9 protein-coding genes and 1 pseudogene are annotated in these 13,325 nt (G+C 49.4%); 6 read left to right on the top strand and 4 right to left on the bottom strand.

Annotated features, from left to right (window positions below):
- Window positions 1-193: 193 nt before the first annotated feature.
- On the bottom strand, window positions 194-2,308 hold the full coding sequence (locus V8F51_RS11685) for a serine hydrolase (protein WP_337100405.1): 2,115 nt from the start codon (window positions 2,306-2,308) through the stop codon (window positions 194-196).
- 246 nt (window positions 2,309-2,554) lie between these two features.
- On the opposite strand from V8F51_RS11685, the gene V8F51_RS11690 reads away from it, so the two are divergent.
- The 4 genes from V8F51_RS11690 to V8F51_RS11705 all read left to right on the top strand — a co-directional run bounded on the left by V8F51_RS11690 (window position 2,555) and on the right by V8F51_RS11705 (window position 6,866).
- Complete coding sequence (locus tag V8F51_RS11690) at window positions 2,555-4,195, top strand: helix-turn-helix domain-containing protein (protein ID WP_337100406.1); 1,641 nt, start codon at window positions 2,555-2,557, stop codon at window positions 4,193-4,195.
- 100 nt (window positions 4,196-4,295) lie between these two features.
- Entirely contained in the window at window positions 4,296-5,297 is a 1,002-nt protein-coding gene (locus V8F51_RS11695) for an iron-siderophore ABC transporter substrate-binding protein (RefSeq protein WP_337100407.1), read from the top strand.
- A gap of 149 nt (window positions 5,298-5,446) precedes the next feature.
- Window positions 5,447-5,977, top strand: coding sequence for an SRPBCC family protein (locus V8F51_RS11700; RefSeq protein WP_337100408.1), 531 nt, complete (start codon window positions 5,447-5,449; stop codon window positions 5,975-5,977).
- A gap of 130 nt (window positions 5,978-6,107) precedes the next feature.
- On the top strand, window positions 6,108-6,866 hold the full coding sequence (locus V8F51_RS11705; RefSeq protein ID WP_337100409.1) for an alpha/beta fold hydrolase: 759 nt from the start codon (window positions 6,108-6,110) through the stop codon (window positions 6,864-6,866).
- 159 nt (window positions 6,867-7,025) lie between these two features.
- On the opposite strand, the gene V8F51_RS11710 is transcribed toward V8F51_RS11705, so the two are convergent.
- The 3 genes and pseudogenes from V8F51_RS11710 to V8F51_RS11720 form a co-directional block, all read right to left on the bottom strand.
- A complete protein-coding gene (locus tag V8F51_RS11710) occupies window positions 7,026-7,859 on the bottom strand; it encodes a phosphotransferase family protein (RefSeq protein WP_337100410.1) in 834 nt (277 codons plus the stop codon).
- A gap of 166 nt (window positions 7,860-8,025) precedes the next feature.
- Entirely contained in the window at window positions 8,026-9,144 is a 1,119-nt protein-coding gene (locus tag V8F51_RS11715; RefSeq protein WP_337100539.1) for an aldose epimerase family protein, read from the bottom strand.
- Window positions 9,142-9,909: pseudogene (locus V8F51_RS11720) on the bottom strand (ThuA domain-containing protein); the annotation flags it as partial. The pseudogene V8F51_RS11720 and the gene V8F51_RS11715, both read right to left, overlap by 3 nt.
- Before the next feature lie 64 nt (window positions 9,910-9,973).
- Between V8F51_RS11720 and V8F51_RS11725 the strand changes: the two are divergent.
- Window positions 9,974-11,635, top strand: a complete 1,662-nt coding sequence (locus tag V8F51_RS11725) for a GMC oxidoreductase (RefSeq protein WP_337100411.1) — start codon at window positions 9,974-9,976, stop codon at window positions 11,633-11,635.
- Window positions 11,636-11,731: 96 nt separating this feature from the next.
- Entirely contained in the window at window positions 11,732-13,297 is a 1,566-nt protein-coding gene (locus tag V8F51_RS11730; protein WP_337100412.1) for a spore germination protein, read from the top strand.
- The last annotated feature ends 28 nt before the right edge of the window (window positions 13,298-13,325 follow it).

Below are 13,325 nucleotides of genomic sequence, written 5' to 3' on the forward strand. Positions count from 1 at the left end.
CAAATGATGAATATCATACTAGCGGATTCTATTATAGCATGAACCTAACTAACCTACTCGTATACCTCACCCTTCTGCACAACATTTATTTTAAAAACACAAAAGCCTGCCATTATCGCTTCCGTTGCCGGTTCACGTAATCGCAGGCTCTGCATTAATATTTTATGCTATTTGGATGTATGGACGCTAGACTTTAAGAAGCTTGCGGCAAGAGATTCGCAGTCGCGCCTGCATTAGCTAGAGCGGTTACGATCTGATCCGTCGGCTGTGTCAGCAAGGCGTATAGAATAGCCGCCAACTCCTGGTTCTTCAGGACGTTCTTGGATCCGAAATCGGCTGTTCCGTCCACATTAAGCTTAACCTCCGGTCCATGAATACCGAGCGCGACCATCATCTTAACGGCTGGTATTGCCCAAGCGTCGGTCTTCCCGGCAAGCTTCACGCTCTCGAACAGCTGCGGCGGATATTGAAGGCTATACAAGCTCCATAACACAGCCGCTGCTTCTTGGCGCGTAATGACACGGTTCGGCTCGAACTTGCCATTCCCTGTTCCCTTCACCATCCCAAGCTCATAAGCCGTCTGAACGAAGGCTGCCGAAGGATGGCCGGTCAAGTCGCTGAACGCTAGCTCGGTTGTTTCGCTACCCTTTAGATTGCTTGATTCCAAAATAAATTGCACGTATTCCCCTCTTGTCACCTGCCGCTCAGGCTGGAAGGCACTGCTTGCATCGTTTGCATAGTAACCAAGTGACTGAAGAGCAAATATTTGCTCTGCGTAGGCATGCTCGGCTGTCACATCCGTAAAGCCAGCAGCCTTTGCACCTCTGCTTGCATATCCAAGCGGGTTCAAATATGGCTCTTTCATATAGAGAACGTTTCCGTTCTCATCCAGCTTGAAGGCGGTGAATTGATTCGTCAGTCCGTCCACGAACAAGTTGCTGTCTACTTGCTTCAGCTGGCGAGGTCCGATGAATGCGTCGGCAATGGTCAGACCTGCCTCACCCGACTTCAGATTCGAAATAATGCTTTTGATCCGAAGATCCGCATAGTAGCCGGTGAACTTGTTCAACTCGTCTGCCGAAGCAGGCAAGTACTGCGGCAGCTGTGCAGGTGCAGCATATTGCGGGAAAAATGTTTGAATGAATTGCGGGTAGAACAGGTTGCGCAGAACGCCTTGTTGGTTGTACGTCAGGAACACGCCGGTATTCTGCTCGGGAATAAGGAATAAATAAGAGCTGAAATCAGTCAGATCGCCGGCTTTCGTAATAATCTTGGAGCTGCTTCCCGCACCAGGAATCTGGAACGGCGCTTCGAATCCATAAGTCGTATCCGGCAGAAGCGGATGAATGGATGAGCGGTACACTTCCATCTGACCTACCGTGTTCTCCGCGAGGATGCGGCTGGATTCCGTTGCTCCGCCATTCAGGAAGGCAATCATGAATTTGCCTACGTCCTCGGCAGTCGAAAGCATGCCGCCATGCGGCATAATCGTTGGCGTAACGGCGTACGGTTCAACCTTTTGGCCTGCCGCGCTGTATCCGGCAGCCAGCTGTTCCTTCAGTTTGCCTTCAAGCTTGAAGCCGCTGTTGTTCATGTCCAGCGGTTTGAAAACATTTTGCTCCATATACTTTTCGAATGGTAAACCGCTTGCTTTCTCCACAACTAGTCCTAGCACAAGAGAAGCGAAATTATCATACATATAAGAGCTGCCAGGCTTGCGAACAACCGGCGGCACGTTGGCTTGTACATATTCTTCAATAGAGACGGTCTTGTTGAAATCGAAATGAAGATCTTCCGGTTTTGGATCGCGAATCTCGAATCCCGTTGTGTGCGTCAACAAATGCTCGATCGTGACAGGCGTGTTGAACGGATTAACAAGCTTTAAATTCGGCAAAACCTTCAGAATATCATCCGATAAGCTAAGCTTCCCTTGTTCAATAAGCTGCATGGCCGCAACAGCCGTAAACGTCTTCGATACCGAAGCAATGCGGAAAACAGTGGAAGCCGGATCAACAGCCTTGCCTGATTCCTTGTCCGATACGCCATAGCCCTTCTGTGCAATAACCTTTCCGTCCTTCACCACAACGACCGATGCTCCTGTGTAATGAGGTTTGGCCGCTTCGGAAGCGAAGAACGTATCTAGGAAAGCAGCTGCGCTCTCCGCGTTTAGTTCCTTCGTTTGACCGCTGCCTTCTGTCCCCGATGCCGCGCCATAGACGGTTGAGGTCATCAGACATGCGATCAACAATGCTGCCGCAAACGATTTGATCCATAGCGCGGTACCAGACATGTACTTGAATTTGTTCATTACTTCTTGATCCCTCCCAAGTTTTAGGTGCCAAACCTTTAATACGCACCCAATTATTAGGAAGTTTCACTTTTTGGAGGAGCCGTTCCTACAAGCCCTTGCCGCCGATTGGTCGCACAGGAACCGCGCAGGCAGTAACGCCTTCTGCTCTCCCGGATCTGTTTTTTCAGTCCGTTCAAAAAATTGCGGTGAAAATGATAGTGAGCTAAAATGATCCTTAGCTAGTCATAAGGGCGGTGAGCTTTCTTGCTTGATATAGATCATAACATTAAGCGTAAAGAATATATTTCGCTGGAGCACATGTGCTTCAAACTTCGAGAAATCGAACATATTCAGTCTCAATCGATTGAATGGAAGTTGAGGCTGCAGTTCATCGAGGCCCACCTGATTCTTGTTGCAGCGAGCGGTCAAGGCTGGCTCACGATCGATGGACAATTCAATGAGCTCAGACAGGGCTGCGTATACCTATGTACGCCTGGCCAGCTTATTGAAGCGGCAGCTCATTCGTTGGATGAACGAGGTTTATTTCTCTTGCGGTTCGATGTGATCGGAGATGTCGGATCGTCCTCCAATGAGAAACAAATCATACAACGGATCAACACGTTTCCGGTCAACGGAGAAGTATCCGTCGCGTCGCCCGTTTCCGTTAACGCCCTGTGCGAAACGATAGGCCAGTGTTTGTATGACGAGGATCAATTGCAACGCTTCCGCGGTCAAATTCAATTTCAAGAACTGTTGCACACGATTCTGCGAGATGCTCTTCATGTGCAAGAAAATGATTCGGAAGCGACATTAGAATACGTAAAGGGATACATCGAGCAGCATTATCGGCAAGATCTGACGATTGAGCATTTGGCCAAGGTGGCGGGAATCAGTTCCCGTCATTTCATGCGTCTATTCAAAAAAAGGTACGGCTTCAGCGCGATCGATTACTTAGCTGCCTTCCGGATAAAGCAGGCCCAGCAGCTTATGAGATCGGGCAGTCAAAATCGTTTGCGGGATATCGCAAGGCATGTAGGCTACCAAGACGATCTTTATTTCCGTCGTAAGTTCAAGCAGATAACTGGCATGCCTCCCGCTACGTTCATGAAGAACGGCAAGCAAAAAATCGTCGCCTGCCATTCCTTCAACATCGGACAGCTGATTGCGCTTCAAGTTACTCCGTCTGCAGCGCCGTCCGATCACCCCTGGACGGATTACTACAAACGGAAATACCAGCTTGAATCCGTGCTGCCGCTTAGCTCCGATGATGCGTTAATGAGAGAAGAAATCCGGGTTTTGCGTCCCGATTTCATTATCGGCATCGATATGCAGGCGACTGCCCATGAGCAGGCCAATCTTGCGGAAATCGCACCTGCTTTTTTTGTCCCTTGGGAGGAAAATGATTGGCGCACGCATCTCCGTTTAATCGCTCGGTTTCTAGATAAATCGGCGGTGGCGGAAGCTTGGCTTCATGCATACGATCGCAAAGCGCTTTTTATCAAAGAGCAATTAAAGGACGCATTCAACGGGGATAGCCTTCTCATCCTTAGAATTACGGGGAACCGCTTTAGCGTTCTAGGCAATAGATGCTTAGGCACGGTTTTTTACGACGATCTGCAAATCGTTCCCGCTCACGGCGTCGATCGAAGCAATCCGGATCAGCAGACTACGCCGGAACAACTGTCCGATTTTGATGCGGATCGCGTATTGCTCATCGTGGACGAGGACGCACATTCCCAATCAAGTTGGCGAACCCTCATGAACAGCGTCAAATGGCGCGAGTTGAAGGCGGTTAGGAACAGCAGCGTCGACATCCTCCCCTCCAGTCCCTGGATCGAGTATACAGCCTTCACCCATGACCTTATGCTCGATGAAGCGTTGAAGCTTTGGCGCAATCGTACATAAAATAATGTCATTATCGTCAATATGACGAACATGCAAATTCATCTATACTCCTTATTATGATAATGATTATCAGTTTTAACTACTCGGGGGGTCACGTAGAATGAATCGCCATAGACGTTGGTTTGGGAGATTAGTTATCGTCATGTTAATTGCGATATGCGCAGCATGCGGTAATAACAATACCGGAAATGGTAACAATGGCAATGCGGCCGGCAATGCCGGCGAAACGAAAGAAGGCACAACTGCAACAGTTAAGGAGCGCGTAATTTCCACTTCCAAAGGAGACATCACGATTCCGGAAGATCCCCAGAAGGTCATCGGACTTTCTGTCGTTTACCCGGAGTTTCTGTATGCCCTTGGCGTAACTCCCATTGCCGTACAAAACTATCATCCGGACTTCCCCTCCTATCTGAAGGAACCGTTCAAAGATACGCTGAAGATGGGTATCGCGCAGACACCTAATTTCGAGGCGATCCTTGCATCCGAGCCGGATTTAATTATTGCACCGGAATGGTGGTCTGACAAAGACTATGATCAGCTTGCCAAGATCGCGCCAACCGTTCTTTTGCCGCAGCGCGATAATTGGAGAGACGAACTTAGAGATATCGGCGACGTTCTTGGCAAAAAAGATCAGGCCGAAAAGATCATTCAAGATTTGGAAACCAAACAAGCCGACGCCAAGGTTAAGCTCGACTCCCTTGTTGGCGACGAAACCGTCATGTATATGATGATCATGGCAAAGGAAATCGTGATCTACGGAGAAAATATCGATCGGGGCAGCTTTATCCATAAGCAGCTTGGCCTTACTCCGGTCAAAGAATTCCCGCAAACCGAGCTTAGTCTCTCGATCTCCTTAGAGAAGCTGCCGGAATACAATCCGGATCATATCATTGTTCAGATGGACGATGAGACCAGCGAAGAAGTCAAAAGCAGATACGATCAAATGACCAGCAGCACGCTGTGGAAGAAGATGACGGCGGTCGAGAATAACCACGTTTACCTTATGGGCGGCAAGGAATGGTTCAGCCTCGGCATGTCCCCTCTTGCGGATATGAATGCCATTGACGATGTTGTTCGCGCTTTTGAAAATAACAACAAATAAAACATGCCATAGCACCTTTCTGCTTGCTCGGACGACATATGGTCTTCTGAGCAAGCTTTTATTTCATTTCAATATTCCTTGACAGGAATATTCTTTATAAGGTATATTATGTCCATGAAAATCTCAGCCTTACATCTGGAGGAATGAAAATGACTGAAGGCCAAGCAGCAAACGTCAATCAATCAAACACGGAAGATGGAAAACTCGTCATCTCCCGCACGGTTAACGCGCCTCGCGAATTAGTATTTAAAGTATGGACGGAATCGGAGCATTTGAAGCATTGGTGGGGGCCAATCGGCATGAAGCTTGAAGTAAAGACGTTTGATCTGCGCCCGGGCGGCATATTCCACTTTAGCATGACCTCTCCCGAAGGCGATCAAATGTGGGCCAAGTTCATCTATCAAGAGATCGATGCGCCGCACAAACTCGTCTACATCAGCACCTTCGCAGATGCAGAGGGCAACACCATACGTCCTCCATTCAGCTCGGAGTTTCCGCTTGAAATATTGTATATCGTCAATTTCGAAGAACAGGATGGAAGAACAACCCTTACCGTTCAAGGTGGACCTCAGAACGCGGCTCCAGCAGAGCATGCCTTCTATAAAGGCATGTTCGGATCGATGGAGCAGGGCTTCGGCAGCACATTCGACCAACTGGACGTCTATTTGGCAAAAATATAGAGGATCAGCTTCCTTTTTCACAGAAGCCTTGGCATCTCACCGATAAACGTAGTTTGGATAAATATGTTTCCACCTCGCGATTAGAACGTATCACTGATGGAAGCAGTTCTAACAAGGTGAGGTGCAGGCATTGGTAGTAAAGAAATCGGAGATCCATACTTCAAAAGGGAAACTGCAATATCAGATTAGCGGCAGCGGCAAACCTAATATTGTTCTCATTAATGGCGGCTCTGGCCCGATTGAAGGTTGGATGAAAGTACTTCCGGGTATTTCGGAGTCCTCCACTGTATTTGCTTATAATCGATTAGGTGTCGCCGGCAGCGATAAACCGCAGCAACCTCAAGATGGAAGAACGATAGTCGAACACTTGCGCGAAGCTCTGCAGCTCGTAGGCTTTGAGCCCCCTTACTTGCTCGTTGGTCATTCATTAGGGGGACTGTATGCCAACTTGTATGCCCGGCTATATCCCGACGAGACGGCCGGCGTCGTCTTTCTCGAATCCAGCACTCCTGGAGACATAAGCCTCAATCAGCACCAAAGTACGACTGTCAAAACCATGAACAAGCTGCTCTCGATGTTCGACTTCCTGTCTCCCCATAAGAAATATGATGAAGTACATTATGTTACACAAACGGTCGAACAAATTCATGCAATCGACCACTTTCATGCCGTTCCGGTGTATGTTATAACTGGCGGCAAAGGCAATCCCATGATGCCCGAGGCCCTTCGTAAGCAAAGGTTGGACAATCAATTGGAGCTGCTGGCACTGTCTCCTACCAGCATACATATTCCGGCGGACAAAAGCGGCCACTTCCCTCAATTCTCAGAGCCAACGCTCGTTGTTGATGCGATCAAAGCGTGCATAGAGAAGGTTCATCATCGAGCGTAAGCATTTTCCTTAAAATGAAAAACAGAGCGACAGCTTAATCGCTGCGCTCTATTTTCAATTTACCTCCCGTTTCTCCCCCGTTCGGCGTAACTTGCTGCCGTTACTTTTGTCTGTATTTCATATGATTGTATGAAATCCAGTCAAATAACAAGTACACCATTATAAACCCAACTCCGTTCTAATCAATGCGACAAGCTTCCTCTCTTGCTCATCCGATAGCGCGCCCGATGAGAGTTGACGAGCGGCTACGGGAACATGCCAAGGCCGTATTTCCGCAGCTGATATGCCAGACAGATTGCAATATTCATCTACGAATATTCGACAGGCCGTCTCCCTCGAAGTCTCGAAGAACGCGTTCACGTCCGGAGGCGTTTCCGGCGGCAGCACCGCATACAGAATCGTCACGCACACCTCTGCGACGTCTGCAGCCGGATTGCCGATCGCGGCATGCATCCAATCGATCATAACCGGCGCGGTATCCCGCAATATGAAATTATTGACGTTTGTATCGCCATGACATAGCCGTCTTTTATCGGGCAATTGATCGATATAGTTATGTAGAGCGACTAATTCTTCATCCGTTAGCAAGGAGGGTCTGCCGATGATTGCCTTTAAGTGCCCCTTCTGCTCAGTAGCGATGCCGCTGACGTCTCCGCTGTGAATGTCATGCAGCACCCTTGCGAACTTCCTTAGATCGCTGTCCGCATACTCGTAATCCATGGCTTGGAAGGCATACAACTGTTCGAAGAAACGATTCACGAACGTTGGCCCGACAACTTTCTCGAATACGATACCGTATCGATTATCCCATTCGAGCTGCTCGAATGGACGAGCGGCAGGAAGCCCGTTCCCCCATGCTGCAGCGCTATTCCGATATTCGAGCTCAACTTCTTCACGAGACGTATTGGTATGAAACAGCTTAACGGCCTTCTCTTCGCCGTCCCATTCATACACCTCGCAACTGGAGCCGACGCCTATACATTTCCCTAGCATAATCGATAGATCCCCCTTTGATTCAACTTGTAAAATAATGATATTTTATCCCGACATTTGTTAGAGTACCATGCTATGTTACGAAAAGGGAAACAAAAAAAGCAAAGAATCGCCTTTTGACGGATCCTTGCTTCTTATATATAAGACTGCATCAATTGTTTTCCGTTCAGGAATACTCTCCTCTAAATTTGTAAATGGTCGCATGCCTGTATAATTGACCCGGGACCAGCACGGTGGAAGGAAACTGAGGCTGATTCGGCGAGTCGGGATAATGCTGCGTCTCCAAGGCCAATCCGGCATATTGCTCATAAGCGGGGCCATTCCCTCCTATATCGCTGCCGCCCAGCCGGTTACCCGTGTAAAATTGAATGGCTGGCTGTGTCGTATACACCTCCATCAAACGGCCGGAAATCGGATCATAGACGCTGGCAGCGAAGCCCCCCGATTGCGCGTCATGATTAATGATGTAATTGAAATCGTACCCCCCCGCCAGCTGCATTTGCGGATCACTCGAATGAATTCGAGATCCAACCGGCGTCGGCACTCGAAAGTCGAGCGGCGTTCCGGCGACGCTTTGCACCCCTCCCGTAGGGATGAGTCCTTGCTTTACCGGAGTGAATCGATCAGAGTGGAGTTTGACGATATGACCGAGAATATTCCCTTTCCCTGCGCCCGACAAATTATAGTAGTTATGCTGAGTAAGGTTCACAACCGTTACTTGGTCGGTCGTTGCGGCATAATCGATTCTGAGCTCATTGCCGTCCGTTAGCGTGTAGACGACGGTTGCTTCTACGTTTCCAGGAAAACCCTCCTCCCCGTCTTTGCTTAGATAGCGCAGGGAAAGCCCGACGCCGCCGTTGCTCCATACTTCCTCGGCATGCCAGATTCGTTTATCGAACCCTCTACTGCCGCCGTGCAGCGTATTGGGATTGTCGTTAACGGACAACTGATAGCGGACGCCTTCCAGCGTGAACCGTCCATCCGCGATCCGATTCGCATAGCGCCCGATTAACGCTCCGAAATAGTTAGGATTGCCGATTCTCCAATAGTCCTCCAATGACGAATAACCGAGAAGGACGTTCTCCAGCTTGCCGTTTCGATCCGGCACCGCAAGGCTTGTCATTATCCCTCCATACGTCATAATGGCCGCCTGCATGCCGTTCTTGTTGGTCAAGACGTATTGATAAACGTCTTGTCCTTCGGGGGTTTGACCGACATACCGCTTGGTAATGCCGCCGCGCGGCGCTGTATTAGGCCAGCTTCCGCCCGCTTCATCCCGGATGATCGGCTCGAGCGGCGCCGTATTGCCGTACACCGGCTCCGCCCCGTGAGGACTCGCAGCCCATCGCACCGCATTGGCTATAACCCGCAATACATTCTTGTTATAGTAAGTGGGATATTCTTGGTCTCCCGGTCGAAAATAAAAGATTTTACCGAGTCCTCTTGAATAGGCGCATCCGCTGCGGAATACTTCCCCGCCCTGGAACCAGCTTATAAATACCAGCTCTTCGGGCGCGGGGATATCAAAAAATTCGCCGTACATTTCCTCGATCGGCAGCTCGAAGTATTCGCCCAGCCCCTCCGTAATCGGATGGGAAGGATCAACCACCCATAACCGCTCCCGTTCGGCATCCGATCTCCACTTCAAATCGCATGTCGTTCCCATTAGTTTCTTGAATATTTTCGAACGATGACCGGAATGAAGAACGATAAGTCCCATACCGGAAAGCACTCTATTATAAATGCGCTCGACGACCTCATCGGATACTTGCTCGTGAGCGAGATGCCCCCACCAAATCAGAACATCGGTAGCTTGCAGCGTTTCATGCGGCAAACCGTGGTCAGGCTGTCCGAAAGTCGCGGTATGGATCACAAAACCGCTATTTTTTCCGATTCCCGCAGCAATCGCCGAGTGGATTCCATGCGGATAAATGGCCGCGACCTTCGCTTCCGTTCTTTCTTGAATAAACTCGTTCCATATCGTCACTCTGATCGTTCTCGCCAATTCCGATCCCCCCTCCTTTCTCGATGTATATGTCTCGCCCGCCATAAACAATCGCGTTATTTGCACAAATCCAAAGCATATATTTTATAAAAGAAAGGAAGGGATACCATTGAAACTTTACGTTGCAGGTTCGGGAGATACGCTTCTAAAAATCTCCAATCGATTTCAGATTGAACTGGATCTATTGATGTCCGTCAATCCCAACATCGCAAATCCTTATATGGATATCGCGGGCATGAGCGTGAATATAGACACGTTATTCACCCCGGCAAGGGGCTCAAGGCTCGTTGCTCCTTTTTGTCCTCCAGTACCGCAATCCGATTTCCTTCATACTTGGATACCTACAACCACTGCCGAGCAGATGGCCAATACCGAATACGATGTGCTGATCATAGGCTCGGGCGCGGGGGGTGGAGCAGCGCTTTGGCGTCTATGCGAGCAATGGGGGAATAACGGCAAACGGATTGGAATCGTTGAGAAAGGTCCTGCATTTCTGCCTACCCACGCCGCAAATATTGCAACTATTGACGGGGACAGCTTCAGATTGTACGCGCCTCCGGAAATAACCGATATGATCGGAAAAAGGCTTCCGGAGTATCCCGGTATGAAACTCGTCTATGCTTTGGGCGGACGAACGTTATTATGGGGGGCGGTCTCACCCCGCATTCCGGAATTCGCTCGGAGAGGCTGGCCTGTCTCTAATGAAGAGATGGAGCTTTATTATAATATCGCCGAAGAGGTTATGAACGTAACTGCTGCCTATACGAAAGATTCGTCCATTACACGCGTTCTCCTCGAACGGCTTCGGGAAAACGGTTACTACAATGCGGACGATATTCCCGTAGCGACCGATATGGATCAAACCCGTTACGGGAGGCTGAATTCCAACGTCTTCTTCAGTACGATTTCTCTGCTCGCGAGAGCGTTAAGCCGGCGTCCCTTCGACCTTGCCGTCAATACCTATGCCGCGCAGGTTGTTACGGAAGGCGGGAAGGCTGCGGGAGTTCGGGTTATGACCCCCGATAAGCAATCTTTTATCATCCGAGCGAAAAATGTAATCCTGTCGGCCAGCGCCCTGCAAACCCCGCGAATACTGCTTAACTCCGGCATTCCCGGAAATGCCGTCGGCCGTTATCTGACGAACCATTCCTACTTGATCGCCACGGCAAGCGTAAACACCGCAGGCTTTCCAGAGCCGCTGGGCGCTCTCGGGATTGTCGTTCCGGAGCTTGAGAATCGTCCTTATCGGCTGCAGCTTCAAGGGCCGGAAAAGTTTTTCAACTACAGCTACGATAAAAAACCGATTAAGGACGAGTGGAAAATCAGCTTTTACGGCGCGTCCGGCTATGTGGAATCTCGTTACGAGAATAGGGTGTATGTTGATCCAAGCAGGGTCGATGCCTATGGAATGCCGGAATTGCAGATCGACTTCTCCTTCAGCGAGAAAGACGAAGCCATTATTCAAGAAATGTATACTTTTATTCAACAGGCCTCCAAGGCGATGCAATTAAACTTGGAATTGATGGACGGTGTACCGGCCATTTGCTTGATGCCGCCAGGGGCGGACAACCACGACTTCGGCACATGCCGGATGGGCGATAATCCGCTTACATCGGCAACGAACCGATATGGACAAATTCATGGCGTAGAAGGCCTCTTCGTTGCCGATAACAGCGTGCTCCCTTCGACCGGCGCCTCGAATCCTACATTATCAACTGCAGCCTTGGCGATCCGGACAGCGGATTATATCGTGTATGGCCAACCGGACTAAAGACACTACATCTCGTGCAATTAGAAAAAATTGCATAACTATGGATAAAACGCCGCATAATAATGCCAAATCGAACCAGACTGGGGGTGACATTCCATGTGTCCGGATACTTTAAGCGGTACGACTCCAAGCAGCAAATCAACCCAAGCAGCAGCCCAGCCGAATTTAAGCGGAGACCAGTCGGGCGGCCAACCAAAACGGCCGATATCCGATCAACTGGAGGATAATCTCAGCCAGCTTGAAGAGATCTTTGCCAAAAACGCAGACATCGTATTCCGGCACTGGAGTTACGGCCCCGAACTGCAGCATACGGCTTGCTCCGTCTACTATGAAACGCTAATGCAGGGCGAAATTATCAATTACATGAAGTCTTCCCTGCAGGACCTCGTCGCTCACGAGGTCGGTCCAGGTACGACGGTTACTCCGGAGGATGTAATATCCTTCTTCGAGCATGACGGGGTTTCTGAGAAGAAAGCCGATGTGCTGGAAGATTTGAATCAAGCGGTGGATCAAATTACGGCAGGCAATATCGTCATTTTTTTCAATCAATGGAATAAGGCGTTGATCTATCAATCGCTAACCATGGAATCGCGGCCGATTACAGAGCCTGTCAACGAATCGGTTGTCCTGGGACCTCGGGAAAGCACCGTTGAAAACCTGCAAAAAAATATCGGGCTTCTTCGCGTGCGCCTGAATACGCCAAAATTCAAAACGGTATCATTATCCGGGGGCGGTGAAACCAGAACGCGTGTCATTTACGGCTATGTAGAAGGCGCCGCAGACCCCGAGATGCTGAAAGAATTCGAAAATAGAATCAGCCATATCAGCCAGGTGGAAATATTGGAGACCTCCTATATCGAACAAATGATCGAAGAATCAACTTGGTCGCCTTTTCCTCAGCATCGGTATACGGAACGCCCGGACACTGCGGTTGCCGCCCTGCTGGACGGGAAGATTGCGGTTCTTGTACAGGGTACGGGAAGCATTCTGTTATGCCCGGGGTTGTTTACGGAGTTTTTCCAATCCAGCGAGGATTACTATCAAAGAACCGTTTACTCAACCATGATCCGTTTCCTGCGAATGATCGCTTTTGTATTGGCATTGACGCTGCCCAGCGTCTATATTGCCTTATCGACTTTCCATCCCGAACTGATCCCGACCGTATTGCTGCTTGCGGTCATCGATACGAGGGAAGGCATACCGCTGCCCGCTTTCTTTGAAGCTCTAATTATGGAGTTTTTCTTTGAACTGCTGCGGGAAGCTGGCTTGCGGCTGCCAAAGCCTATCGGATCTACCGTCAGCATCGTCGGAGCGCTCGTCGTCGGCGATGCGGCGATCAGTGCCGGCATCGCATCGCCGATTATGGTTATTATCGTAGCATTGACAGGTATCGCATCCTTTACGATTCCTCAATACAACATTGCTATCGCGCTGAGGATACTAAGATTTCCGCTCATGGTTTCCGCTTCGCTAATGGGGGGATTCGGCATTTTGATCGCTTTTCTGCTCATTTTGCTTCATCTTTGCAAACTTCGCTCACTTGGACAACCTTATTTGACCCCTGTCGCTCCGTTTCGGATCAGTGAGTTGCGTGATGTCATCATAAGGGCTCCTTTGAAAACGTTGCTTCAAAACCCCCGCAAGCATATACCTAAAGGATAGTAGAACTTGCAACCATTACGAACCAAGA

The sequence above is a fragment of the Paenibacillus sp. YIM B09110 genome, from assembly GCF_037167145.1.
In the GTDB taxonomy this organism is placed as follows: Bacteria; Bacillota; Bacilli; order Paenibacillales; family Paenibacillaceae; genus Pristimantibacillus.